Source organism: Mycolicibacterium wolinskyi str. Jessa 2025 (assembly GCF_049241375.1).
Lineage (GTDB): Bacteria > Actinomycetota > Actinomycetes > Mycobacteriales > Mycobacteriaceae > Mycobacterium > Mycobacterium wolinskyi.
This window is the reverse complement of the sequence record NZ_CP185960.1, coordinates 1,522,257-1,546,878: the sequence shown is the minus strand read 5'-3', so window position 1 is coordinate 1,546,878 and position 24,622 is coordinate 1,522,257. Positions and strand designations below refer to the sequence as shown.

20 protein-coding genes and 4 pseudogenes are annotated in these 24,622 nt (G+C 62.7%); 10 read left to right on the top strand and 14 right to left on the bottom strand.

Annotated features, from left to right (window positions below; translation table 11 throughout):
- The first annotated feature begins 205 nt into the window (after positions 1 to 205).
- From ACOI2T_RS07760 to ACOI2T_RS07745, 4 genes are read left to right on the top strand one after another with little or no spacing between them, the layout of a single operon-like run.
- Positions 206 to 1,183 (top strand): cytochrome c oxidase assembly protein, encoded by a 978-nt coding sequence (locus tag ACOI2T_RS07760; RefSeq protein WP_024444618.1) that lies wholly within the window; start codon positions 206 to 208, stop codon positions 1,181 to 1,183.
- A 32-nt stretch (positions 1,184 to 1,215) separates the two neighbouring features.
- Positions 1,216 to 1,590, top strand: a complete 375-nt coding sequence (locus tag ACOI2T_RS07755) for an ArsR/SmtB family transcription factor (protein ID WP_024444619.1) — start codon at positions 1,216 to 1,218, stop codon at positions 1,588 to 1,590.
- Positions 1,583 to 3,718 carry a heavy metal translocating P-type ATPase gene (locus ACOI2T_RS07750; RefSeq protein WP_409506449.1) on the top strand — a complete coding sequence of 712 codons (2,136 nt, stop codon included), beginning with the start codon at positions 1,583 to 1,585 and terminating at the stop codon, positions 3,716 to 3,718. The genes ACOI2T_RS07755 and ACOI2T_RS07750 overlap by 8 nt, the downstream gene beginning before the upstream one ends.
- A 24-nt stretch (positions 3,719 to 3,742) precedes the next feature.
- Positions 3,743 to 5,287, top strand: coding sequence for a fused MFS/spermidine synthase (locus tag ACOI2T_RS07745; RefSeq protein WP_064280687.1), 1,545 nt, complete (start codon positions 3,743 to 3,745; stop codon positions 5,285 to 5,287).
- Positions 5,288 to 5,318: 31 nt separating this feature from the next.
- Here ACOI2T_RS07745 and ACOI2T_RS07740 read toward each other — a convergent pair whose 3' ends face one another.
- Positions 5,319 to 6,098 (bottom strand): serine hydrolase, encoded by a 780-nt coding sequence (locus ACOI2T_RS07740; protein WP_036463938.1) that lies wholly within the window; start codon positions 6,096 to 6,098, stop codon positions 5,319 to 5,321.
- A 527-nt stretch (positions 6,099 to 6,625) separates the two neighbouring features.
- Between ACOI2T_RS07740 and ACOI2T_RS07735 the strand changes: the two genes are divergently transcribed.
- On the top strand, positions 6,626 to 6,937 hold the full coding sequence (locus ACOI2T_RS07735; RefSeq protein WP_234814211.1) for a hypothetical protein: 312 nt from the start codon (positions 6,626 to 6,628) through the stop codon (positions 6,935 to 6,937).
- Between the two features lie 171 nt (positions 6,938 to 7,108).
- Here ACOI2T_RS07735 and ctaD read toward each other — a convergent pair whose 3' ends face one another.
- On the bottom strand, positions 7,109 to 8,854 hold the full coding sequence (gene ctaD / locus ACOI2T_RS07730) for an aa3-type cytochrome oxidase subunit I (RefSeq protein ID WP_024444624.1): 1,746 nt from the start codon (positions 8,852 to 8,854) through the stop codon (positions 7,109 to 7,111).
- 114 nt (positions 8,855 to 8,968) lie between these two features.
- Here ctaD and ACOI2T_RS07725 point away from each other — a divergent pair, with 114 nt between their 5' ends.
- Positions 8,969 to 9,565 carry a TlpA family protein disulfide reductase gene (locus ACOI2T_RS07725; protein WP_024444625.1) on the top strand — a complete coding sequence of 199 codons (597 nt, stop codon included), beginning with the start codon at positions 8,969 to 8,971 and terminating at the stop codon, positions 9,563 to 9,565.
- Here ACOI2T_RS07725 and ACOI2T_RS07720 read toward each other — a convergent pair.
- Positions 9,536 to 10,066, bottom strand: coding sequence for a hypothetical protein (locus tag ACOI2T_RS07720; protein ID WP_064280689.1), 531 nt, complete (start codon positions 10,064 to 10,066; stop codon positions 9,536 to 9,538). The two genes, ACOI2T_RS07725 and ACOI2T_RS07720, sit on opposite strands and share 30 nt — an antisense overlap.
- Before the next feature lie 94 nt (positions 10,067 to 10,160).
- Here ACOI2T_RS07720 and ctaE point away from each other — a divergent pair, with 94 nt between their 5' ends.
- Positions 10,161 to 10,754: an aa3-type cytochrome oxidase subunit III gene (gene ctaE / locus ACOI2T_RS07715; protein ID WP_024444627.1), complete on the top strand. Its 594-nt coding sequence runs from the start codon at positions 10,161 to 10,163 to the stop codon at positions 10,752 to 10,754.
- Between the two features lie 250 nt (positions 10,755 to 11,004).
- Here ctaE and ACOI2T_RS07710 read toward each other — a convergent pair whose 3' ends face one another.
- Together ACOI2T_RS07710 and ACOI2T_RS07705 are read right to left on the bottom strand one after the other, a co-directional pair.
- Complete coding sequence (locus ACOI2T_RS07710) at positions 11,005 to 11,922, bottom strand: M56 family metallopeptidase (RefSeq protein WP_024444629.1); 918 nt, start codon at positions 11,920 to 11,922, stop codon at positions 11,005 to 11,007.
- The gene (locus tag ACOI2T_RS07705) at positions 11,919 to 12,296 is read right to left on the bottom strand and encodes a BlaI/MecI/CopY family transcriptional regulator (protein WP_024444630.1); all 378 of its coding nucleotides are present in this window, start codon (positions 12,294 to 12,296) and stop codon (positions 11,919 to 11,921) included. The genes ACOI2T_RS07710 and ACOI2T_RS07705 overlap by 4 nt, the downstream gene beginning before the upstream one ends.
- A 364-nt stretch (positions 12,297 to 12,660) precedes the next feature.
- Between ACOI2T_RS07705 and ACOI2T_RS07700 the strand changes: the two genes are divergently transcribed.
- Positions 12,661 to 13,236, top strand: a complete 576-nt coding sequence (locus ACOI2T_RS07700) for a class I SAM-dependent methyltransferase (protein WP_160109705.1) — start codon at positions 12,661 to 12,663, stop codon at positions 13,234 to 13,236.
- A 33-nt stretch (positions 13,237 to 13,269) separates the two neighbouring features.
- On the opposite strand, the gene ACOI2T_RS07695 is transcribed toward ACOI2T_RS07700, so the two are convergent.
- Together ACOI2T_RS07695 and ACOI2T_RS07690 are read right to left on the bottom strand one after the other, a co-directional pair.
- The gene (locus tag ACOI2T_RS07695) at positions 13,270 to 14,190 is read right to left on the bottom strand and encodes a M56 family metallopeptidase (RefSeq protein ID WP_024444632.1); all 921 of its coding nucleotides are present in this window, start codon (positions 14,188 to 14,190) and stop codon (positions 13,270 to 13,272) included.
- Entirely contained in the window at positions 14,187 to 14,561 is a 375-nt protein-coding gene (locus ACOI2T_RS07690; RefSeq protein WP_024444633.1) for a BlaI/MecI/CopY family transcriptional regulator, read from the bottom strand. Before ACOI2T_RS07690 ends, ACOI2T_RS07695 begins: the two co-directional genes overlap by 4 nt.
- Positions 14,562 to 15,363: 802 nt before the next feature.
- Between ACOI2T_RS07690 and ACOI2T_RS07685 the strand changes: the two genes are divergently transcribed.
- Positions 15,364 to 16,134, top strand: coding sequence for an NlpC/P60 family protein (locus ACOI2T_RS07685; protein ID WP_064280690.1), 771 nt, complete (start codon positions 15,364 to 15,366; stop codon positions 16,132 to 16,134).
- Positions 16,135 to 16,141: 7 nt separating this feature from the next.
- Here ACOI2T_RS07685 and ACOI2T_RS07680 read toward each other — a convergent pair whose 3' ends face one another.
- The 3 genes and pseudogenes from ACOI2T_RS07680 to ACOI2T_RS07670 all read right to left on the bottom strand — a co-directional run.
- On the bottom strand, positions 16,142 to 17,410 hold the full coding sequence (locus tag ACOI2T_RS07680; protein ID WP_051226997.1) for a L,D-transpeptidase: 1,269 nt from the start codon (positions 17,408 to 17,410) through the stop codon (positions 16,142 to 16,144).
- 113 nt (positions 17,411 to 17,523) lie between these two features.
- A pseudogene (gene ripC, locus ACOI2T_RS07675) lies at positions 17,524 to 18,617 on the bottom strand (peptidoglycan hydrolase RipC).
- A 269-nt stretch (positions 18,618 to 18,886) separates the two neighbouring features.
- A pseudogene (locus tag ACOI2T_RS07670) lies at positions 18,887 to 19,738 on the bottom strand (hypothetical protein); the annotation flags it as partial.
- A 102-nt stretch (positions 19,739 to 19,840) separates the two neighbouring features.
- Between ACOI2T_RS07670 and ACOI2T_RS07665 the strand changes: the two are divergent.
- Positions 19,841 to 20,831, top strand: a pseudogene (locus ACOI2T_RS07665) (IS481 family transposase).
- Here the strand turns inward: ACOI2T_RS07665 and ACOI2T_RS07660 are convergent.
- The 4 genes and pseudogenes from ACOI2T_RS07660 to ACOI2T_RS07645 all read right to left on the bottom strand — a co-directional run.
- Positions 20,826 to 21,347: pseudogene (locus ACOI2T_RS07660) on the bottom strand (hypothetical protein); the annotation flags it as partial. The pseudogenes ACOI2T_RS07665 and ACOI2T_RS07660 overlap by 6 nt on opposite strands.
- On the bottom strand, positions 21,344 to 21,751 hold the full coding sequence (locus ACOI2T_RS07655; RefSeq protein WP_318264064.1) for a hypothetical protein: 408 nt from the start codon (positions 21,749 to 21,751) through the stop codon (positions 21,344 to 21,346). The pseudogene ACOI2T_RS07660 and the gene ACOI2T_RS07655, both read right to left, overlap by 4 nt.
- Before the next feature lie 383 nt (positions 21,752 to 22,134).
- Positions 22,135 to 22,905: a helix-turn-helix transcriptional regulator gene (locus ACOI2T_RS07650; RefSeq protein ID WP_036466280.1), complete on the bottom strand. Its 771-nt coding sequence runs from the start codon at positions 22,903 to 22,905 to the stop codon at positions 22,135 to 22,137.
- A gap of 41 nt (positions 22,906 to 22,946) precedes the next feature.
- Positions 22,947 to 23,855: a sterol desaturase family protein gene (locus ACOI2T_RS07645; RefSeq protein ID WP_085176793.1), complete on the bottom strand. Its 909-nt coding sequence runs from the start codon at positions 23,853 to 23,855 to the stop codon at positions 22,947 to 22,949.
- Between the last annotated feature and the right edge of the window lie 767 nt (positions 23,856 to 24,622).

Genomic DNA, 24,622 nt, shown 5'->3' with positions numbered 1-24,622 from the left:
GAACGCCCAAAGAGTGTCCTCACCAGAATGTCTACGTATCTACTACGTAGGTTAGTAACATTACGAACACTGGCAAGTTCTTGTCCAACACCGCAGTGCGACATCCCAGCGCAGACAGGTACCGTCTGTCCTACGTACTTCGTTAGTAGATTGCGATCGGGAGGCTGCAGCGTGGCCGATTCCACGTCCTCCGGCTTCGCCGCGCATGTTTGACGGCCTTGGCACGCTCCCGTTAGAGCCGCCCACACTCGGCACGTTGATCGGTTGGTACCCGACCGCCGTCCCGCTGTTCCCGGCGCTGGCCGCCCTGGCAGCCACCCTTTACCTTGTTGGTGTACTTCGCTTGCACAGGCTGGAGCGGCCGTGGCCCTGGCCGCGCACGGTGAGCTTCCTCTGCGGATGCCTCGCCCTGGCGGCGGTCACCGGGCTGGCGATCGAGGGATACGGATTTCGGCTTTTCAGCGCCTTCATGTTTCAGCACCTGACGCTGTCGATCCTGGTGCCGCCGCTGCTCGTGCTGGGCAGCCCGGGGGCCTTGCTGCTCAGGTCGACGCCCCATCACGGTGTTGGCCGGTTCGCACTCATCGTCGCCCTCGGCGCATTGCGCAGCCGAGCTGCGCGGATCCTGCTACACCCCGGCGTCACGATCCCGCTATTCCTGTTCAGCTACTACGGCCTGTACTTATCGAGCCTTTTCGACGTCGTGGCGTCGTCGTGGATCGGCCACACTGCCCTGGAAGCGTTCTTCCTCGCTTCCGGAATCTTGTTCATCGTGCCAATCCTGTCTGCGGATCCACTTCCGGTGCGGCAGTCGAACCTGGGCAGATTTTTCGACATCTTCCTGGAGATGCCGCTGCACGTGTTCATCGGCGTGATCTTGATGATGGCGCCACGGGCATTGACGACTACCTTCGCTTCGCCGCCTCCGGAATGGGGCATCGATCCCGTCGCAGACCAGGCCGTCGCCGGGGCCCTCGCCTGGTCATACGGGGAGCCCATCGCACTGTTGACGGTCCTGATCTTCGCCATTCGATGGCGGCGGGACGAGGAGAAGACGGCAGTGCGGCACGACATCGAAGGCGGAACCCATGATGAAGACCTGGCGGCGTACAACGCCTTTCTGCAACGTCTGCACAATCCTTCAGCCACTGACCCGGATTCCTCGTCGGACCGCACACCCTAGAAAGTCATTACAACGTCCGTTAGTATGTCGAGATGACCGAGTCAATGGACAGTTGCGATCTCCTCTGCCTCGATCTGCCTCACGCGGAATCAATCCGCGCATCACTCCCCAACCTGGCGGCGGTCGAGTCCGCCGCCGCGGCGTCCCGCGCCCTGGGCGATCCCACACGTCTGTCCATTGCGACCGCGTTGAGCAACGGGGACGAGCTGTGCGTCTGCGACATGGCATGGGTAGTCGGGTTGGCACAGAATCTCGTCTCCCACCATCTGAGGCAGTTGAAGATCGCCGGCCTGGTCTCCTCGCGGCGCAGCGGCAAGCTGGTGATGTACCGGCTGACCGAACGTGGCCGCCAGCTCGCCGCGGCAGTACTGGCTCCGATACGCGCCGAGGAGGTTGATCATGTCTGATGCATGCTGCGCGACCGACGTGAAGGATCCAGAGTCAGGGCCCGCACGGCTCTGGCGGGTCCGCGAACTGCAAATGTCAGCCGCCGCGGCGGCGCTGCTCGCCGTCGGCTGGCTGATCGGGCCCGCCGGCTATGAGCGCATAGCGTTGGCGACCGAGCTGATCGCCGCGGTCGTCGCGGCATCGACGTTTGTCCCCGACGCGATTCGAAACGCATGGCACCGCCGCATCGGGGTCGGGACACTGATGACCATTGCCGCGATCGGCGCCATTGCTCTCGGCCAGATTGCAGAAGCGGCCCTCTTGGGCATCTTGTTCTCGATCGCCGAGGGGCTGGAGCACTACGCCGTTACCCGTACCCGCCGGGGTCTTCGCGCGCTGTTGTCACTAGTGCCTCCGCAGGCCTCTGTCATCCGCGACGGTCACGAAGTGGTGGTGTCGCCGGAGGACCTCGTCGTTGGTGATGTCATGGTCCTGCGTCCGGGCGAACGCGCCGCCACCGACGGAACGATCACTACAGGCCGGACCAGCCTCGATCTGTCAGCCATCACCGGTGAATCCGTCCCTGTGGAGGCTGGCCCGGGCAGCGATGTCTACGCAGGTGCGATCAACGGAGGTGGAGCGATCGAGGTCAAGGTCACCGCCTTGGCCGCCGACAGTTCTCTTGCCCGCATCGTTCATATCGTCGAGGAAGCGCAGGAGCGCAAGGGCGTCGGGCAACGACTGGCGGATCGGATCGCACGCCCCCTGGTTCCGGCCATCATGGCGCTGGCCGCAGCCATCGCGGCCCTCGGGGCGCTACTGGGTGACCCGATGCTGTGGATCGAGCGGGCGCTGGTGGTTCTGGTCGCCGCCTCACCGTGTGCGCTCGCCATTGCGGTTCCTCTCACGGTGGTGGCGGCCATCGGTGCCGCCAGCCGCCAGGGGGCCCTTGTCAAGGGTGGCGCCGCGGTCGAAGAACTTGGGCGCATCAAAGTCGTCGCCCTGGACAAAACCGGGACGTTGACGCGGAACAAGCCTCAAGTGGTGGAGGTCGTCACCGTCGAAGGGACGACCGCATCGGAGGCTTTGCGGGCAGCTGCAGCCCTCGAATCACGCAGCGAACACCCTCTCGCACAAGCGATTTTGGCTGCCACAACCAACGTGCCGCCCGCTTCCGACGTCACCGCGATCGCCGGCCACGGCATCGAGGGCCGCATCGACGGAGCGCAACTGCGACTCGGTAAACCCAGCTGGGTAGCCCCGCTCTCCCTCGCCGATGACGTCGCCCGCATGCAGGGTGCCGGCGCGACCGTGGTGGTGCTCGAACGGGACGGCCGAACGCAGGCTGCGATCGCCGTACGCGACGAGCTTCGCCCCGAAGCTCCCGAGGCGGTGAGACTGCTGAGCAAGATCGGTATCGAGGTGGCGATGCTCACCGGCGACAATGCGCTGACCGCCAAGGCGCTTGCGAGGGATGCGGGGATCACGAGAGTCGAGTCTGAGCTCCTGCCGGAGGACAAGGCGCGAATGCTCGGCGAATTGTCGCGCGGTCGCCCCATCGCCATGGTCGGAGATGGCGTCAATGACGCCCCAGCTTTGGCCACTGCCGATATCGGGATCGCGATGGGGGCGATGGGCACTGACGTCGCCATCGAGACCGCTGATGTCGCGCTGATGGGTGAGGACCTGCGCCACCTCCCGCAGGTCCTGGCCCATTCCCGCCGTGCACGGCGAATCATGGTGCAGAACATCGGCTTTTCGATGGCAATCATCGGGTCTTTGATTCCGTTGGCGGCGTTCGGCGTGCTCGGACTAGCAACCGTGGTGTTCATCCATGAGGCTGCCGAAATTCTGGTGATCCTAAACGCAATTCGAGCTGCACGCACCCCATCATTGCCCGGGTTGACAGCGGCGCCCGTTAACAACTCGGCAGCGCATCACCTCAATATCGGTCAGGCGCCTACCCCCATTGACGCGTGCTGCGGTCCTGCCGTCGTCGCACCGCAACGCTCATCGCTGCCGTTGACCCTGATCGAACCTGCCCCTCAGGGCTCGCCAGATGACGGGTGTGACTGCTGCTCCGCGGTTGAATCCTCAGCGCCACAACAGCTAGAGATCAGCAACAGCGAACGGCGCGATCAGCGTTGACGAAAAAATGCCGACGTTGACGCCGTGAACGATCCCGACCCCGATCGCGCTAACCTTCCTTCCTCTGCGGCACTACCCGGCATCGGTGCGCGGACTGCGGCGGTCCTTGTATTCGCCTCGTCGGCCGCGGTGCTCGTCGTCGAGATCACCGCGCTGCGGTTGCTGGCGCCCTACCTGGGGCTGACGCTGGAGACCAGCACACTGGTTATCGGGATCGCTTTGGCAGCAATTGCTCTCGGCTCCTGGGCAGGAGGACGGCTTGCTGACCGCGGCGATCCTCGCCGCTACCTCGGGTTGTCTCTGGGAGTATCCGGCGCCGTGGTGGCGTTCACGCCGGCCGGAATTCGGATGGCGGCCGAATGGGCGCCTCCGACGCTGCTGCTCGTCGCTGCGCTGGCGATCCTGGTGCCCGGCGCTCTGCTGTCCGCGGTGACTCCGATGGTGACCAAGATGCGCCTGCTCACCCTGGCGCAGACCGGGACCGTCGTGGGACAACTCTCCGGACTAGGCACGATGGGCGCTATCGCGGGCACCGTCCTCACGGGGTTCGTGTTCATTTCGCGAGTGCCAGTCAGTGTCATTCTCATCGGGCTCGGCCTCCTGCTGGTTCTCGGTGGCATTCTCATCGAATGGCGCCTACGCCGCTGGAACACCAGGACCGCCATCGTGCTCACCATCGCTGTCTTCGGCGCCGGACTGGCCGGCTATACGGCTCCTGGCGGATGCGATGTGGAGACCAAATACCATTGCGCCCGGGTTCTTTCCGACTCCGAACGAAACACTGGCCGCACGCTCGTCCTCGACGGTGCGCGTCACTCCTACGTCGATGTACTGGACCCGACACTGTTGAAGTTCCTGTACATCCGCGCCTTCGCAGCGGTTGTCGACGGGGCCTTCCCGGCAGGCGAGCCGCTTCAGGCCCACCACCTCGGTGGGGGCGGGTTAACATTCCCGCGGTACCTCGCCGACTCACGGCCGGGAACCCAGAGCCTCGTCTCGGAAATCGACGGTGGTGTGGTGAACATCGATCGCGAACAGCTGGGATTGGTTTCCGACTCGGGTATTGAGGTCCGCGTCGAGGACGGTAGGCGCGGGCTGGCACAACTTGCCGACGACAGCCGCGATCTGATCGTCGGTGACGCCTTCGGCGGCGTCAGTGTGCCGTGGCATCTGACTACTGTGGAGGCGCTTGCCGACGTACGCCGGGTCCTCAAGCAGGATGGCATCTACGTCGCAAACCTTATCGACTACGGCAGCATGGCATTCGCCCGCGCTGAAGTTGCCACACTCACAGAGGTTTTCGACCATGTCGTCCTCAGCGGTGAACCCAACGACATCGGCATGAATTCGGCGGAACCCAACGGCGGGAATGTGGTCGTAGTGGCCTCTGATCGCCCCGTGGACCGTCGCGCGATACAGAGCATCTTGGACACCCGCCAGACGCAGTGGATCACGACAGCTGGTGCCGAACTCTCGACGTGGATCGGTAATGCCCGGGTGCTCACCGATGACTATGCGCCAGTAGACCAACTCCTTGATCCCTATCGGCGGGAACTGAGCGGGTCGTAGTCGGCGCTATGGCGGCGCCCGTCTGATCCGTTTAAAGACTCAAGAGAATTCGGCTGAGTTCGGTGGTCGTAGTGACCCCGTCCTCGTATCCGCCCTCGCCGCCGAGTGAGTTCATGATGGCCAACGTGTATCGCTGCTGTGGTCCGGCGAAGCCAACGGAGTTGACGACCCATCCACCTTCCTCCTGGGACCAGCCGTTCTTACTCCCGGGATTCATGGCCTTTCCCGCTCCCCACACTCCCCACTGCTGATCACCGACGACGCGTTGCATCTCGGCGACGACGGCGGCTGCGTTCGCCGGTGTGAGCTTGGTCAGGACGTAGTTCATCAGTCCGTCGAAATCGTCGGCAGTTGCCTTCTGATATCCCCAGTACGGATAGACATCACCAAAACCAGGCTGTGGTCGCACGTTTGGCATGCCATAGCGCGCGAAATTGGTGTTGAACACCTGTATCGAACCACCGTAGCGAGACCACAGCGCGTCAGCCGCAGCGTTATCAGAACTGCGCAGCATGTCGGCCATCTGCTGCCGGTCGGCGGCGGGCAGGCGAAGGGCACCAGCCTGTTCGCGCGAAAGAAGGTCAGCGACCATCGCAAGCTTGATCGTCGACGCGGTCCAGATCGGCGTGCCGGCCTCGGCATTGCGATATCGAGCCCCCGTCGCGCGATCCCGGAGGACAAATCCTACTGTTCCTGGCCGGGTGGCGATGTATCGCTCAGCGGCGGCGAAGCGATCACGCAACACACATTGGACATCAACGGAGGCACAGGACGAGCTCGTGTCGGGCTGAGCCTGGACACCGGCGGTCACGGTCAGGGATCCACTCACGGCGACGACGGTCGCCAACAACCTCCAGCAGAACGATTGAGCCACTACACCACTCGATTCCAGCCGCGACGCCACCGACCTGTCATCGCTTCTACTGCTTCAGTACGTAGGTAGGTGTAGCACGGACAACACCGTGAGCGGCGGCGCAACCGCGGTGTGTCGATAAGATCAGCGGTGTTTCAGCAACACGGAGATTCGGCGTTGTCACGCAGGGCCGAGACGGCAGCTCCCTCGGGCACATACGTTTGCGGCCGCCGGACAAACTGCTCAGCACAGAGCGGGGAACAGAACCAGTACAAGCGGTCCTCATGCGTCGCCGCTGAATGCCTGGCGTCAGCCGAAAGGTGTACGCGGCAGACCGGGTCGACGTGATCTTGGTGGCTGGACCCTGAGTCGATGATGACGACATCGACGGGCGCACGCACATTACGGATGGTGGTCGAGCCGATGTCCCTCACGAGGTCAGCAGGCACACAGGCACGCGAGGCGACGTCGCGTGTCGTCGCGACTTGTCCGCCGTGGGCGAGTCCAGCCAAGCGCGCTGCGGTATTCACCGTGGCACCAAAGATGTCACCGCGGCGCCAAATCACCGGGCCTTCGCTGAGGCCGGCACGTACCAACGGGAAGCCGGGAGTGCGACGGGCCGCCTCGCCGAGACGAGTGAGATAGGCAAGAGCCGCGTGGGCATCCGGCGCTGTCACCATGACGGCATCGCCGATGGTTTTGATGAGAGCATCGCCAGGGCCCAGGACTTCCGTCGCGATGGAGCCGAATTGATCTGCCAGTTCCGCAGCGCGGTGATCCCCATGGACCTCGGTTGAGTGCGGTGTAGCCTGACATGTCGGCGAAAATGACGACGGCCTTCGCGTCTGCATGCTCGAAGCCGCTCACCCGACACCTCCCGTCACGGTCACCGAACCCACAATACATGCATATATGCGCATATGTCTATGCGCTCGTTAGCGGGGCACACGCCTGTTTGTCCGACCCGGTCAGCTTCGGACTTCGACGTCGTCGATCCTCGTCACGTCGCCGTCTTCGGGTCCGTGGGCACGGCCGACGTGCGCTTCTCGACGCATCCGCTCGATCATGTGCGGGTAGTGCAGCTCAAATGCCGGACGCTCCGAACGGATCCGGGGCAGCTCGGTGAAGTTGTGCCGCGGCGGTGGGCAGCTGGTGGCCCACTCCAGCGAGTTGCCGAAGCCCCAGGGGTCGTCGACCGTGACGACCTCGCCGTAGCGCCAGCTCTTGAACACATTCCACAGGAACGGCAGCGTCGACGCACCCAGGATGAAAGCACCGATCGTCGAGATGATGTTCAGCGTGGTGAACCCATCGGTGGGCAGGTAGTCCGCATAGCGCCGGGGCATCCCCTCATTGCCGAGCCAGTGCTGCACCAGGAACGTGGTGTGGAAGCCGATGAACGTCAGCCAGAAGTGCACCTTGCCCAGGCGTTCGTCGAGCAGCCGGCCCGTCATCTTCGGGAACCAGAAGTAGATGCCCGCATAGGTGGCGAACACGATGGTGCCGAAGAGCACGTAATGAAAATGGGCCACAACGAAATACGAATCCGTCACCTGGAAATCCAACGGCGGACTCGCCAGCAGCACGCCGGACAGACCGCCCAACAAGAAGGTGATGATGAAGCCGACCGAGAACAGCATCGGTGTCTCGAACGTCAACTGCCCCTTCCACATCGTGCCTATCCAGTTAAAGAACTTGATACCCGTGGGCACGGCGATCAGGAACGTCATGAACGAAAAGAACGGCAACAGCACCGCACCGGTGGCGTACATGTGGTGCGCCCACACCGCCACCGACAGCGCCGCGATGCCCAGCGTCGCGTAGATCAGCGTCGTGTAGCCGAAGATCGGCTTGCGGCTGAACACCGGGAAGATCTCACTCACGATGCCGAAGAACGGCAACGCGATGATGTACACCTCGGGGTGCCCGAAGAACCAGAACAAGTGCTGCCACAACAGCACACCGCCATTGGCGGGGTCATAGACGTGGGCGCCGAGATGGCGGTCGGCGGCCAGGCCAAATAAGGCCGCCGTCAAGATGGGAAAGGCCAACAGCACCAGGATCGACGTCACCAGGATGTTCCAGGTGAAGATCGGCATCCGGAACATCGTCATACCGGGAGCCCGCATGCAGACCACGGTCGTGATCATGTTCACCGCCCCGAGGATGGTGCCCAGACCACCGACGGCCAGACCCATGATCCACAGGTCAGCACCCGCACCCGGCGAGTGGATCGCGTCCGTCAGCGGCGAGTAGGCGGTCCAGCCGAAGTCGGCAGCACCACCAGGGGTGACGAAGCCCGCGGTGGCGATCAACGCACCGAACAGGAACAGCCAGAACGAGAAGGCGTTCAGCCGCGGGAACGCCACGTCCGGAGCGCCGATCTGCAGCGGCAACACCAGGTTCGCGAACCCGAACACGATCGGGGTGGCATAGAACAGCAGCATCACCGTGCCGTGCATCGTGAACAACTGGTTGAACTGCTCGTTCGACAAGAACTGCAAGCCGGGAGAAGCGAGCTCCGTGCGCATGAACAGCGCCATCAACCCACCGATGAGGAAGAACGCAAAGCACGCGACGCAATACATCATGCCGATCAGCTTGTGATCGGTGGTCGTGATCAGCTTGTAGATCAAGTTGCCCTTGGGGCCGATCCGCGCCGGGAACGGACGCCGGGCCTCAAGCTCACCGATAGCGGAGACATCCAGTGCCACACCGACCTCCAGAGCTACGGGCCGGGTATTCACAGCCCGTCCATCTACTATCGAGCTTAGTAGATAAACGTCTGGGGTTGAAAGCCCCTATCGTCAGATGGATACAGGAGATGGATGCTCTCGCTTCCACGCCCATTCCGAACCCTCTTCGCCGCGGCTGTCACCACCGTGGTGCTTGCCGCGTGCACGGAGTCCGGACAGACATCGCCGGGTAGCGGAAGCTTCGACTTCGTCTCGCCCGGCGGAAAAACCGTGTTGTTCTACGACCCGCCGACGGACCGTGGATCCATTGGCGCAATGTCCGGTCCCGACTTGATGAACGACGCCACTGTCAGCGTGGCCGACTTCGCCGGCGACATCGTCGTGATCAACGTGTGGGGGTCGTGGTGCGCACCCTGCCGCACGGAGACACCGGAACTGGAGACCGTCCACGCCGAGTTCCAGAGACGTGGCGTTCAATTTCTCGGGATCAATGTTCGCGACAACCGTGAATCGGCACGCGATTTCGTCACCGATCGCAATGTGACGTACCCATCGATATTCGATCCCGAGATGCGCTCACTCATCGCGTTTGGGCGCCGCTATCCGACCAGCGTCGTGCCGACCACCGTCGTCCTCGACAGACAACATCGGGTGGCTGCGGTGTACTTGACGGCGGTACTTGCCGAGGATCTGCGGCCCTTACTCCAACGCCTCACCGCGGAGTCCTGAGTCGTCCGAAGATGGCCTGCGCCAGCCGTCGAGCAGATATCCAAATCCACTAGAAACGAGATCGGCGCGCAGTGCCGGACTTGGCCTGTGAGCACCAAGCCATTGACGTAAGACCTCTGCCTGCTTGCCGTGCGGCGCGTCCGCGGCGCCGGCGTCATCGAGGATGAAATAGCACAACGTTTCCCGCCCATAGCCCCCGAGTTCCATCGTGTAGTCGGCACAGCGCAGGTCCATTGCGGCCAGGTGGAGCTCCAACCACACGGGCATCCACGGGTCGCACGGATCCAATGGCGGCGAAGTAACGAACCACTCGTGAAACTCGTCAAATAGATTCCGCGGCAGCGGTATCCGACACCGCACCAAGGCGCGCACTGACGCGAGAATGACATGGACCGACTCCGAAGCGTTGAGTGCCACACACATCGTTGAACGCTCGGTATCCGATAGACATGAGTCAGCGACCTCCCACATCAATTCGGCGAGTGCAAACTCCTCGCGCATTCAGCCTCCGGCAGACCCGCTAGCACCAATGCCTTACTATCTCAGATAGTACTGAGTTAGTACGTAGATAAGCTGATCGAGCAAGAGGCGGACGATGGCAACTGGTACTGCGATCACCTCGCGGGTGCACTCGCTCAATCGTCCCAACATGGTGAGCATCGGCACCATCGTGTGGCTTTCGAGCGAGTTGATGTTCTTTGCCGGCTTGTTCGCGATGTACTTCACCGCCAGGGCTCAGGCCGAGGAGTGGCCACCGCCTCCGACTGAGTTGAACCTCACTCTGGCAGTGCCGGTGACTCTCGTTCTGATCGCCTCGTCGTTCACCTGTCAGATGGGGGTATTCGCAGCCGAGCGAGGCGACGTCTTCGGATTACGCCGGTGGTACACGGTCACATTCTTCATGGGCCTGTTCTTCGTGCTCGGCCAAGGCTACGAGTACTTCAAGCTCGTCGAAGAGGGCACGACAATCGCGAGCAGCGCCTACGGGTCAGTCTTTTATCTGACCACCGGTTTCCACGGTCTCCACGTCATCGGCGGTCTGATCGCCTTCGTCATGCTGCTGGCGCGCACCAAGATGAGCAAATTCACGCCCGCCCAGGCGACGTCAGCGATCGTCGTGTCCTACTACTGGCATTTCGTGGACGTCGTGTGGATCGCCCTTTTCGCTGTCATCTACTTCGTGAGATGAGATTCCAGCGTTGGCTGGCGGCCGCCGCCGCAGTCGCATGCCTAGCCATCAGCGTGCCATCAATCGCAGTAGCGCAGACCTCGCAGCCCGCCGCTCCGACAACTCATTCCTACGACGACTCCCATACGTCGGAGAACCGCAGCGAATCGCTGCCGGCGTTGTGGATCTTCGTCGGCGCCGTCGGGGGGCTCGCGCTCATCGCCACACTCCTCATTCGGCATAACGCCTCTGGCGGGCGCCATTCGACCACTCAGGAATGACAGATGACGGCGATGAGCACTGGGGCGAGGACCACCGCCGCCAGGGCTGAGATCGTTGCGATTCGCTCGCGCAGGAGGGCGCCGGCTACGGCCGGCACGGCGAGACGCTCAGCCCTGGCTAGCACGGCAGTGTCGGCCGCTCCGAGCGCGCCGTCTGCAGTTCGAGGGGCTCCCGCGAGAGCAATCAAGCCATCCAGAACAGTCTCACGTCCGTGACGGCGCGCCGCCGTATCGTCGGCACACATCTCGAGCAACCGACCTACCACTGCAACGGCGTTGGGAAGCAACGGGAATCTCGGCATCGAGGTTGCCAATGCTCGTAATGCCATCATGAGCTGAGGATGACGGCCCGCCAGGTGGGCACGCTCGTGGGCCAGCACTGCCGCCAGCTCTGCCTCGTTCAGTGTCGACATCGCTGCGCTGGTCACTACGATCGCGTCCGGACGTCCCACGACGCAATATGCGGCCGCGCTTCGCTCCTGGAGCACGACAACTCCCGGATGTGTCGACGGCGACCCGAGGATGTGCGCGGCGTGCGCATGCTCCCGGCTGCGCCGCCAGAATCGACGGACCGCGACCAGCGACCGGCGCGCCACCACTGACGTCGCGATCAATGCGGCAGCGCAGGCCACGATGATGGCAACGTGGCCGGCCCACCCCAGATGGTTGAGCGCCAGCAGTGCGTCCATGCAATAGCGCAAAGGGCCGGCGGGGTGGGGGCCAAAAACTTCAGCAAGCATGCCGACCGCGCCAACGAGCCACGCGGCAATAGCGATCACAATGGTCACCAACCACAGCACGACCGACAACCGAGGCGCTCCACCACCGCGTGACAGCCAGGAAAGAAGTCGCGGCCCCATCCACACCAGTGCTGCCCCATAGACCAGCAGGCAGAGTGCCGCGCTCATGATTTACGAGAGCGACGACTGACTTTGCGCAACGCCGCACGGAGTCGCTCCGACTCGTCGTCGTTCATCTGGCGCAGAAAGTAGCTCAAGACGACGTCGACGTCTCCCCCGTGCTGAAACGCGTCACGCATGAGTTGAGCGGACCGTTCTTCGCGGGTCATTGCCGCCCAGTAGCTATAAGCTTTGCCAACCCGTCGACGCTCCAACCAGCCTTTACGGTGGAGGTTGTCCATGGTGGACATCACGGTTGTGTAAGCGATATCCCGTTCAGCAGCCATGTCATCGAAGATCTCCCGTACGGTGACCTCTTCGCCGTAGCCCCACACGTGATCCATCACCGCCGACTCCAGGTCGCCGAATCCCCGCTGCTGCACCGCCCTGGCTCCTACCCGTCGGACAATATCTGCACCTTATGTTAGCTGCCAGCCTCGTCGAAGTGCGTCAAGCGACAAGCCGCCAAAGGCGGAGTCCCCGCGCATGCCAACGACCGAGCGCCTGATCCACCTGCACAACGCGGCTGCACGAGCGATCGATCCCCGACGGGAGCACCTTGCCCCGCCCACAGCATCATCTACTATCCGCCTACGTACTATTGTACTTAGTAGCCGGTGGCCTCGGCCACGACCCATTGCGCGCGGACATCAAGAGGAGACTTGCGGAGTGTCACTTTCGCATCGAATGCTCGGCAGCCAACCCGGACATCACGCGGGGATAATCCACAACCCACGCACGTACGAGATGCTCGCCAACCTGCAATTCCTCGGCAAGCGGCGACGGATATGGAGACAGTTCGCAACAGCATCTCGCGCCACCCTCGGCGAGAAAGTCATCGACATCGGTTGCGGGACCGGCTACTTCGCCGCGACACTCGCACCCATCGTGGGTAGCGGCGGTTTCGTCGTCGGTATTGATCCGTCCGCGCAGCTCATCCAGTACGCCGACGATCACACTCCCGTGAACTGCGGCTTCACCGTGACGGGCGCTGAGAATCTACCGTTCCCGGACGCAGCTTTCGACCTGGCCGTGTCAAGCCTCGCATTCCACCACATTCCCGAAGAACTCTGGCCCCAGGCCCTCAGTGAGATATTTCGCGTTCTACGACCAAGTGGCCGACTGTTCCTGGCCGACTACCGTCCGCCCGAGCGCCGCTGGGCGCAGAAGTTATTGAAATCTGTCGGAGGCGAGCAAGCCACGCACGACCCTCGGCCAGACCTCAAATCCGCGATTTTGACAGCCGCTTTCGCCATTTCCGACGTAGGCACATATCCTCGCATGCACCACATCGTGGCCTTCAAGACACAGACGGCTGCATGAGGTAGCACTCACGCCACCTCCACCCACCCACTTTCACGTTTGGCAGAGCGCGATGACCACGGCTGGTGCCGAGATGATGAGCGCCATCAATGCCAGCAGCACAACACGGTTGAGGGTTTCGCCGACTCCTCCGCCAGAGGTGCTGAGTCGGCTGGCACGCAAGGTAAACCCCTGGTCGGCGACTCCCAGAGCGCCGCCGGGCGACAGTCGATACGGCGCGGTGAAAACCAGCAGACTGTCCAACAGAGCATCGCGACCATGGCTACGGGCGGCGCGGTCGTCGGCACACATTTCGACCAAGAACTCGACGGTAGCCGCAGCAGCCCGGAATAGCGGTACTCGCGGCACTGATGACGCCAGTGCACGCAGAGTCATCTTGATTTGAGGGTGACGGCTCGATAGATGAGCACTTTCGTGAGCCAAGACAGCGGCAAGCTCGGTCTCCTTCAAACGCGCCACCGCGCCGGTGCTGACCACCACGGCATGCGGGGGCCCTGCTACGCAATATGCCGCGGGCTGATCGGCCTGGATGAGAAAGACTCCCGGATGCTCGGTTACTGATCCGAGAATCCTTGCTTCTCTAGAGATCTCACTGCTTCGCTCCCGAAATCGCCGTAACGTCAGGAAGACACGTTTGGCGATCAAGATGGACACTCCCAGGACAAGAAGCGCGGAAGCGACAAAGACGACGTGCCCACGCCAACCGAAGTGATTGAGCGCGAGAAACATATCCACACAGAGTTGCGCGGGCAGTGCCGCGTGTTTGATCAGGAGCTCGGCCATGACATTGACGCTGGCCGCCATCCAGGCGGCGAGGGCACAACCCACGGCAGTGAGCCAGACCGCCACGGACAGGCGCGGATTGCGTCCACTACGAGTCACCTTCTCAAGGACCGGCGGCAATAGCCAGGCCAGAACGAAGCCGTAGAGCAGAATGCAGAGGGCGAAATTCATGACGCCCGGTGCCGAGGCGCCTTGCGCACCGCAACCCGAAGTCGTTCCGACTCCTCGTCATTCATCTGACGCAGAAAGAAATTCAACACCTGATCGGCGTCGCCTCCGGAATGCAGCGCATGCGCCATCAGGTGAGCCGACCTCTCCTCGCGCGTCATCGTCGGCCAATAGCTATAGGCCTTCCCGATCCGCTTCCGCGCGAGCCACCCTTTCCGATGCAGGTTGTCCATCGTCGACATCACCGTGGTATACGCGATGTCTCGGCTCGCGACCAAATCATCGAACACTGTGCGGACCAACACGGGGCCCCCCGTTGCCCAGACCCGATCCATCACCGCCGACTCCAGGTCTCCAAAGCCCCGCTCCTGCACCGTCACTCCTACCGCGAATGTCGTCACAACGATGATTCCTTCAATATGCCCGCCGCTAACAAGTTAACCGCACGGGGACCACTTACGTACAGCGTCACCGCATTCAATTGGCCACTAAACCCCCGCGTCGAGGTCCCAGGTCTGTGACAAACGTGAATTGAGAGACCAAAGTGATATACGTTGCGTCCACGTACGTAGCTGCGTAGTAGATTGGCTCACCGCGGAGGCGAAAGGTATATCCCAATGGATCCGGCGCAAAGACCGGCACGATGGGTGCTAGCGCTGTCCATGGCTTCAAAGCTGGCGTTCAATTGGGTCGGCACCGCCACTGCAGAACCCGGCTCAGCGCAGGACAATTCCATCGCGCGACTGGGCGGAGATGTTGCGCGCGCCGATCAACGCCTCGCCGATCTGCAGGCCTCTGTCCACAGCCAGTCATGAGAGCGCTCGTCCAGGTCGAAAGCGCCCGCGCCGACAAGACTTCTGTCCAGACTGCCCGCAGCCGGGCCCAAGACGCCACCACCCGGATGGAAGACGCCCAGCGTCGGTCGACGAGTTCACCGCCACGCAGTACATGAGTGGACCCGCGGAGAACACGATCTGGGCCCCAAGCCGAGAAGAGGTCGTTTCCGTCGCGCGAACACAGCAGACGCTCGCGTTGGCCTTCACTCGAAGCCCGTAACGAGCTGAAAGCAGCGAGAACCGAACACACGAATCTCGAATCCGCGGCTCGTCGAGCTCAATCCGACGCGAGATCGCAGAACGTCTGGCGCAGAGTCGCTACGACGAAGCTGTCGACGCTGTGCGCGCCTCCGAGGATGCCTTTATCGCGCCACGGAGCGAAATCGACTCTGCCACCGACGAAGCGCGGACGGCGCGGGGGCGACTCGAGAAGGCCCGCAGTACCCCACCACCGTCCGAGCCGGGTAGCTGGGATTCTGCGCCCGACACCCAGGTCACTGGCACAGAGTGGGACACCGCCGTGCCGGCGGTTCCCGCCGCGGACCTCTCGGATCCGGTGGCGATTGTCAACTCGGTGCTGCAGATCTCGGCAGCGTCCGCACAAGTCACAGCCAGCCTCGGGCGGCAGTTCCTTGTCAAGCTTGGCTTGATAGCCGAACCCTCGCCCTCTGTTGCCGCCGTTCCTGGGCAGATTCCGCGCGTATACGGCCAGCAGGCAGTGGAATTCGTCATTCGCCGAGGCATGACCCAGCTCGGTGTCCCGTATTCCTGGGGCGGCGGGAACGCCAGCGGGGCCACCCGTGGCGTCGATCGAGGTGCTGGCACAGTCGGTTTCGACTGTTCCGGGCTCATGGTCTTCGCCTTTGCCGGGGTTGGCATCAGCCTTCCGAAATACTCTGGCGCGCAGTATGAAAAGGACCGCCGGGTGCCTGTGGGAGAAATGCGTCGAGGTGATCTGATTTTCTACGGCCCCAACGGCAGTCAGCACGTTGCGATCTATCTGGGTCAGGGCCAGATGCTGGAGTCACCGTTCACAGGCTCCCAAGTGCGGATCGCTCCTGTCCGCACCAGCGGGATGACCTCGCACGTCGTGCGACTCATCGACTACTGACAGTCGGTCAGCGCAGGGCGCTTCCGCTGATCCACTTCTCCCAAGGCACGGACCAGTCTCCGTTCTGCCACTGTTCCAGCGGTGCGCCGCCGGTATTGCGAATCTCCACCACGTCACCCGGGTTGGCAAACTCGTAGTACCACTCGGCGTTCTCTGCACTGAGATTCAGGCAGCCCGCTGACACGTTTGTGTTGCCCTGCGCCCAGACTGTTGCCTCACGCTCGTGGAGGTAGATGCCGTCGGGGCTGATCCGAACCGCGTGCGGGACGCTGATCTTGTATCCGGACGCGGAATCCACCGGTAGCCCGTACGTCGACGAGTCCATCAGGACGGGATTCTGCTTCTCCATCACGGTGTACACACCGGGTTGCGTCCAGAACGCAATAGTCTTGCCGCCGACGGTTTCCGTGCCGCCCCTGCCCATCGACGTCGGCATCGTCCGTATGAGGACGCCGTCTTCGTAGACGCTCACCTGCTTGGTGGTGTCGTCGGCGATCGCGATCCGCGATTGCCCGATCCGGAAACTGACCTGCTTGTCCTCTTCACCGAAAAGGCCATCCCCCAGGGGGGTGCCGTAGAGACCGGCCTTGACCGTCACTTCGGTGCCGGAGGGGAAGTATTCGCGCGGGCGCCAGTGTGCCTTTCGGTCGTTGATCCACGTCCAGGCACCCTCGATCTTGGGCGCCGTGGTGACCTGAAGTCGACGCTCGGCGGCAGCCTTGTCCGATATTGCCCTGTCGAATGTCGCCACGATGACAGTTCCGACGCCATAGACGCCGCCCTCCGAAAGGGAAGCGCCATTGGTCATCCCGAGTGTGACGCCGACTTGCGCCTGTGGCGAGACGGTGGAGAACTCCGAGACAGTGGTCACTGTGGTGGCGCCGCTGCCCTGGCCGGTTGCGCTGAGGGTGTATGTCCGTCCATACCCAAGCGGCTCGTCGGGCTGCCAGGCGCGGCCGCCCGCCGTCAACCGACCCGTGACTACTCGACCGTGTTCGTTCTGCATGCGCACGTCGGTCAGCGTGCCTGATGTCGCGGTCACCTTTACCGCGCCGACAGGCACAACATCGCTCGCGCCAGTTCGCGGAAGAATGTCGACCGCGGGCGGTTCGGGCACGGCCTTGGGCTTCTGTTCAGCCTCCAGAGCGCTGGGAGCCACCACTGCGTCAGACAGCCGAGACTTGAGCGCGCTTGTCTGCGATGCGGTCACAAGCACGCCGACCACGGCGAATACGCTCAGCGCAACTATCTTTCGGTGTCCAGCCAACACTTTCATCACAACTATCCGTCGGGGTGGTACCTCGTCAAATTACGTATCCACATAGTAGTTGGTCGATGCGGTGAAGGTGCGACGGCGCGACGACCAGCGGAACGAGTCGCCACACAGGTTCAGTACCGACGCGCGTTGTAGATCGGCGCCATCGTGATAGGGGCGACTTTGACAGGAGTCCCGTAGGTGGATGCGTGCACCATCATGCCGTCGCCGATGTAGATGCCGGCGTGGGAGGCGTCGCTGTAGAAGGTCACGATGTCGCCTGGAAGCAGGGCTTCCAGCGCCACAGGCTGGCCGCCACTGGCCAATGCCTGGCTGGAGCGGGGTAACGATTTGCCTTGCTGCAGGAATGACCACTTGATGAGTCCCGAGCAGTCGAATGCGTTGGGCCCATTCCCGCCCCACACATACGGGAGCCCACTCGACTCAAGGCCGTCTGCACTACTGCAGCTCCGCCGCCGGTTCCTGCCGGCGGCCCCGGGACGGCGCCGTCAGGGTTCGGCATCGCGACGATATCGGACGGCGGTGGCGGTGCGGCCCCAGAAGGCGGGGGCGGTCCGGGCGCAGCGAGAACGGCGCGCTGCTCCGTGGTCAGAGCCGCATATTGTGCTTCGACACTTGAGATCTGAGTGCGCAGATCACCCTGCCGACGTTGAATGTCGGCGCGCACTTTCGCGGTGGCATCGGTCGCTGCACGCGCCTGCGCGGCAGCGACACGAGACTCGTCTTCGGCCGCGGCAGCACGGGTGCGCGCTGCGCTGAACTGAGTCATCGCGTCTCTCATCTGCCCGGACATCACTCGCTGCACAGACAGCCGGTCGAGCAGCTCCTGGGGTGAGCCGGCACCCAGCGTCGCAGAGATATTTCCGGAAGGTCCACTGACGTACTCGGCGACAGCGACGCGGTCAACAGCAGCTTGATAACTACGCAGATCCGCCGAGGCGGCCTCCGCTCGACCAAGATCCTCCGCCAGTTTCTCCTCAGCGGCTCGCTGCGCCTCGACTTTGAGGTCGAGATCCAATTCAGCCGAATACAACTCTTCGCTGGCTTGTTCGGCTTGTCGCGAGAGCTCCGCCATTCGCGCGAGCGCGTCCGCGGCAGGGTCTGCGCTGACCACGCCCGCGACGCTGGAGGCACCCACCGTCAAGACTGCAAGGGTAAGTAGAGCGATGACGCTTCGCAAAATCTGCGGCGGGCGCCCGTGTCTCAAAGCGACTGTCCTCCGGTGACCTTGATCTACGTAGTTGGTACGTAGATAACGGATCACACTAGAGAACGCTCACACTTTTGTCCAAACAATCAGCCCGCAGAGCATAGGCAAGGCCCGACCCGGGATGACTATGGCGGAATCCCCCGACAGGATTCCGCCATAGCGCCTTCGCCGGGATCAGCCCATACGCGGCGCCGCTCCCGACGTCTGGATAATCTACTATTCAACTTAGTAGATGGTTTGACGTTCTGCTTACGGACGCGTGATCCTCAACCGCCGAAGAGCAGGTACAACCCTGCGAACGTGTAGCCGACCATTGTCAGCATCATCGCCACTTGGCCGGTGATCTGATGATCCCGCGGCAACAGTCGCAGAGCGCGATCATGTGCAGACACCACCGCAACCATGTGTCCCACGACCACGCACGAGACCTTGATCGTCCAGAGCACCGAGGGATGCTGAGACAAGATGTAGCTGACGTCGTCCTGCGTAAGCCCGAGGAGCTGCCAGCCCAGCCCGAAAGGATCTGCTAGGCGCACGATCGTCTCTTGCCCGCGTTCAACGAGGTACGACAAGTAATGGGCGAAGATGTAGCCGACGACGATCGGAATAAGTGAATGCGCCAACTGTCCCGGAAGTTGCTGTCGCTGCTGTGGATTGATGCCCCCCGTCGCCCGAGCGGCGCCACAGAACGTCAGTCCGACGACGGCGACGAACACGAACAGTATCGCCGTCCGCAACGCTGTCGCGCCGCCGGCATCCCCCACGAGTGGAACTGCCGCCGCCGCGCGATCGACGAAGTTCCGAAATGTCGGGGACTGGGAGAAGCTGTCGAACGCCGTGGAGCCCAGCAATACCGCCAGAACTGCCACCGTTCCAGGTCGGACCGGCAGCGTCGGCAGGTGGTCGAGCGGATTGACCCACTCCACGCGTCCGGTGCCTCGGGCACGTCGGAAAGGCGACATCCGCGACACGGCCATGCTGTACACCTCGAAGGGGTCAGCGCGTGCGAACCACCGAGCGCCGAAGACCCAGGCACCGATCCCCACCACCGCCGCGTAGATCAATAGCCACAGCTTGATGGCCGTCAGCGAACCGGGGTCCGGGCTTGCTAGCTGTACTGACCACGGACGTTGGTGACGGCGTGGTGAGGTGACAAGACGAAGACCTCCGAGTGAAGTGCGAACTGCCTAGGAACGCACCAACTCACTTCGGAGGTCTTCGTGTCTCACCGTAATGCCCCTTTGTCCGAAACCGGTCGCCTGCGGCTGGCTCGTTGCGTCGTCGATGATGGCTGGTCTTTGCGTCGGGCTGCCGAACGTTTCCAGGTGTCGGTGTCCACGGCCTCGCGGTGGGCGGGCCGCTATCGCGAGCAGGGTGAGTCGGGGATGGCCGACCGCAGCTCACGCCCACACCACAGCCCCAATCGCACACCTACACGCACTGAGCGGCGCATCATTGGCGTGCGCGTCACCCGGCGGTGGGGGCCAGCCCGTATCGGCTATCTGCTCGGGATTCATCCCTCAACGGTGCATCGGGTGCTGAGCCGCTACCGGATCGCCAAGCTGCGCTGGCTCGACCGCGCGACCGGACGCGTCGTTCGCCGAATGGAGTCCGCAGGCTGCGGCGACCTGGTGCACGTCGATGTCAAGAAACTCGGCAAGATCCCCGCCGGCGGCGGCTGGCGCATGGTGGGCCGTACGAAGGGCAACCGCAACGCCAGGGCCGACAAGAGCAGCGGGGTGACCAACAAGTACGGCAACCCGGTCCGCGGTTACCACTTCATCCACACCGCCATCGACGCGCATTCGCGGCTGGCCTACTCCGAATTACTCGCCGACGAGGGCAAGGACACCGCCGCCGGCTTCTGGCGGCGTGCCAACGCGTGGTTCACCGATTGCGGCATCACCGTTCGAAAGGTGTTGACCGACAACGGGAACTGTTATCGATCGCACGTCTTCCGCGATGCCCTCGGCGATATCGAGCATCGTCGCACTCGGCCCTACCGGCCGCAGACCAACGGCAAGGTGGAGCGCTTCCATCGCACTCTGGCCGACGAGTGGGCCTATGCGCGGCTCTACACCAGCGACGCGCAACGCTGCGACGAATACCCGCGCTGGTTGCACACCTATAATCACCACCGCGGCCATCACAGCACTCGGCGGTCAAGCACCAGCCAGCCGCGTACCTAACCTCTCAGGTCAGTACAGCTAGCTCGAGCCACACAAAGGCGAAGAGCCCCATAGCCGCCGGCCAGTAACCCCATCGTTGCGGATACGGGCGGGGTAGCGGTCCAAGGTCCCCTTTGCGGACGACTCCGCAGAACCGATACACGGTGCGCAGGGGAGACAGCAGGCGCCAGACGGGTCCGATGCACACCGACACCGCGACCAGCCCGACCCAGAGCAGGACGTAGAACGCGCCGGCCAGCGCATTGTCGCTGCCTTGTGGACCCCATAGGGCGGCCGCCGCCACCCAGAGGGCGAAAGTCAGTGCCGCTAGCGCAGCGATCCAACGCAGCACCGCGTTATCGACGGTCCGGGTTACCCACTCTGGTAACTCGCGGCCCGGCTTCGCCGGGTCGAAGCGCGGGTTCTTCCACGCGAGCGCGACGACGGCGAACGTCGCCGTAAGCGCCCACGCCGCGCCGATCAAGGCGAAAGACAGCGGTACAGGGAGATCTGTCGACCCGCCGACGCCATGGGCAAGGATGTCGACACGTGGGGTCACGGGCGAACTTGAATGGTGACGACAGTGCGGTTGACATCGTGGAGCTCGACGTCGACCTGACCAGGCACGTCGACGGTGAATTCGAAATTCTGGTCCGGGCGCGGTTCGACATTGAACGTGTGCTCAGGCACAGAATGCACGTGCAGCTGGTCGGCAACGTCGCTGGTCACCTGGAGCACGATCGGTTTCCCGATGGTCGCCTGGGTCTGCCCGTTTGTCGGGGTAACCGTGCCGCCGCTGATGGCGATTTCGACGATCGTGGCTTCTTCGGGAAGTGGCGCCTGATGAGCCCGCGGCGATTGGGTAGCGCCGGCCGCAGAAGGCGTGGGAGCCGCTGACGGACTGGTCGATGCCGAATCGGTCGTCGTCGAGCCGCAGCCGGCCAGCAGGACGAACAGCGCCACCGGGGCGAGGGTCACGACAGATCTGGCTGTTCAGTGGTCATGGGCGTTCGTTCCTCTCAACGACGGGATTCTCGGCGGAACCCGCATCTACAGCGGGTTCGCGACGACGATTTCGGCGCGCGATATAGAACACGACGCCGACAATGATCAGCGCGGGCGCAAACGCGGGCAGGGACATCCACAGCCCTACATCGGTTGCGAGATATGTGACTACGGGAGGCTTCATGATCTTCGAGCCGATTCCCTCGTCGCCGTGATCGCATCCCGATCAACCGCGGCGAACTTCAACATCTGCGACTCCCCACGACATGCATCAGCACCTACGTACTGTCTCCGTAATTCGCGTGGACGAAACATACCGGAACCTCCGGTACCGCGTACCGCTAGGTGAGTCGAACGCCTCGTCGGGCATCGATGGGTGCGAGGCCGAACATCTCGTGAAAAGCCCGGTTTGCATGGGAGCTGTCACTAAAGCCGGCGGCGTGTGCGGCATCGGTGATGGTTCCACCATCACGGGCCACCGCCATCGCACGAATGAGTCGACTCCACCGCACGTAGGCGGGAAACGACATACCGACCTCCTGCGCCATCAGCCGTCCGAGTCGGTCGGCGGACAGGTGCACCGCCTTGGCTACGTCGGTCAGCTTGACCGGGCCGCTGAGCATGTCGGGCAGCATGCCGACCACCGCTTCGACGCTGGGGTGCAGCGCGCCACTCGCCTGCTCCTTCGGCCCGACCAGTCGCGCAATCACGTCATCCGCAGCTGAGGAAAGAGGTTGTCTCGCATCGATGTTGAGGATGCCGGCACCGAGGCGCACCCATTCGTGGACATCAGGGCGGATAGTGCTGCCGAAGAGACGCGTCACTTGCCGGCCGACGACGCTCGTAGGTTCCAGGTACACCATCACTCCAGAGCCTGTGCCGGTGTCGATAGAGTGCGCAGCGCCCGCGGCGATCACCGCCGCAGACGCGGACAGCCTTTGGCCATCGGCGTCGGACAGGGATACCGCACCATCAGTGAGAGTCACAATCTGAAGGGCTGCGTGCGCGTGCTTGTGGGCCGAGCCGATCCGTCCCCGGAAAACGAGCCGCCCCGGCTCGATCAGCGCCTCGCCAGCCCACGTCACGTCCTTGAGTATGCCGTGTGCCGCCATCGCTAGGTTCAGATGCGCAATCCCGAGCGTCTCGGTATCGCCTACCGTGCGACTTCCTCGGGTGATACGGTCGCATCGTCGTTCATGGCACCGAATTTGCATGCGCCACTTGCCCGGAACGGTTCCGCCAGCTGCGCGAGATATCCCGCCGGGTAGTTGGGTTTTGCCGCCATGCCGAGATCATCCGAGCGAAAACGGCGGTCAGGATCGAAGGAGAACGTGCGCAAAGCGTGATCCCATGTCAACGTGAATAGTCCGAAGTTGACATCACCAATACCAGCCCACTTGAGGTGGTGGAAACGGTGGCCTTCGTTGAGTGCCAGCACTTTACGTAGAGGTCCGACGCGGTAATCGGCGTTGGAGTGCTGAAGCAGAAGCTGTACCGCGATCGCCACCGTGAGTACCTCTGCAACGGGTTTCGTCAACCCAAGGATCAGCAGGGGTGTGATGCCTGCCGCCAGTTCAAGTGCTCCGTGCAGCGGGTGCTTCATGAGGCCATTGAAGCCGTAGAAACGCTTGACACTGTGGTGGACAGCATGGAAGCGCCACAGCCACCCGACTCTGTGACTTGCCAGATGTACCAAAGTGACTCCAAGGTCGGTGACAAAGATTGCGATGACAACCTGAACAACAAACGGCAACGACGAAGGCCACCATGCACTGAATGGATTAAGCATCGCCAGGACGGGAACGACGAGCACAGTCAACAGCAACGACGTTTCGTTGATCAGAGCATGTGCGACATCGCGCCGACTGTCACTGATCGGCTCGTTCCAAACATCGCTGTAGGGCAACACCCGCTCAGCCGCGAACGACAAGCCGATCGCAATCAGAATGAGCCCCGCCATGCAGACCTCTGCCCACGCGGCGTGCGCCAACGCGATGGCTGCGCCGTTGACGCCTATCAACATGATCGGCGCATAGCCGTATCGGACGATCGTTGTAACCATGATTACAGCGTCGGCGCAGAAAGATGTCCACCGCTTGAACAGATCCGTTCAATCGCGAAGAGCTGGCGTTCAATGCTAATTAGACAACGAAGTAACGACAGCCAGCTGCTATAAGCCGTGCGGCGTCCCGCCACCTACCGGGGCGTGTTGTTATGCACGATAACGTTACGGTTTGGCGCCACGCTGACGCGCCTATAACGATATGAGAGTTAGCCTGATGCCCAAGCGCAGTCACCGGGAGCACACGACAGCGGGGATCGACTGCAAGGTGTTCGATCTTGTGCAATCCCTTGCAGAAGCGTGCTTATGCGGCAATGCGAGTATTTCATTGGGGTACCTTCGACGGCGAGACGCGGACGGCGACTGTCCAATACATAGGGTTCAGTGAAGATGTCCTCTTTCACGGGCGGCTGCATCGCCGAGGGGTGAGCATCACGGGGGATCGGCAAAGCTACAAATACATGACGGGCTTGCCGGTCCAGGCCTGCTCGGACCGATGCATTCCAGAACACCACCCGGCGGTTGGCACCATAGAGAAGCGTCGTGGATAACGACTGATATCCATAGCGCGGTTGACTTGTCCCCCACGACCCGATCGAGTCGATGCGACAATATGCGGGAATCGAATATGCAGGTTTACCGGTATTAGTCTGCTCATTGCATCCGGTGAATTTGGCATCCTCGCACGGTCAGGACAACAAACATTCCCCAGCCGAGCGAGCGTCCAACAAGAACGAGCTGCAAGACGCTCCCCTGGGGCGGGGAGC

Bases quoted from the DNA above. Each gene is read 5' to 3' on its own strand.
- ACOI2T_RS07760 (WP_024444618.1), top strand. From the start codon at position 206: ATGTTTGACGGCCTTGGCACGCTCCCGTTAGAGCCGCCCACACTCGGC.
- ACOI2T_RS07755 (WP_024444619.1), top strand. From the start codon at position 1,216: ATGACCGAGTCAATGGACAGTTGCGATCTCCTCTGCCTCGATCTGCCT.
- ACOI2T_RS07750 (WP_409506449.1), top strand. From the start codon at position 1,583: ATGTCTGATGCATGCTGCGCGACCGACGTGAAGGATCCAGAGTCAGGG.
- ACOI2T_RS07725 (WP_024444625.1), top strand. From the start codon at position 8,969: ATGCTCTCGCTTCCACGCCCATTCCGAACCCTCTTCGCCGCGGCTGTC.
- ACOI2T_RS07720 (WP_064280689.1), bottom strand. From the start codon at position 10,066: ATGCGCGAGGAGTTTGCACTCGCCGAATTGATGTGGGAGGTCGCTGAC.
- ctaE (WP_024444627.1), top strand. From the start codon at position 10,161: ATGGCAACTGGTACTGCGATCACCTCGCGGGTGCACTCGCTCAATCGT.
- ACOI2T_RS07710 (WP_024444629.1), bottom strand. From the start codon at position 11,922: ATGAGCGCGGCACTCTGCCTGCTGGTCTATGGGGCAGCACTGGTGTGG.
- ACOI2T_RS07700 (WP_160109705.1), top strand. From the start codon at position 12,661: ATGCTCGCCAACCTGCAATTCCTCGGCAAGCGGCGACGGATATGGAGA.
- ACOI2T_RS07695 (WP_024444632.1), bottom strand. From the start codon at position 14,190: ATGAATTTCGCCCTCTGCATTCTGCTCTACGGCTTCGTTCTGGCCTGG.
- ACOI2T_RS07680 (WP_051226997.1), bottom strand. From the start codon at position 17,410: ATGAAAGTGTTGGCTGGACACCGAAAGATAGTTGCGCTGAGCGTATTC.
- ACOI2T_RS07650 (WP_036466280.1), bottom strand. From the start codon at position 22,905: ATGGCGGCACACGGCATACTCAAGGACGTGACGTGGGCTGGCGAGGCG.
- ACOI2T_RS07645 (WP_085176793.1), bottom strand. From the start codon at position 23,855: ATGGTTACAACGATCGTCCGATACGGCTATGCGCCGATCATGTTGATA.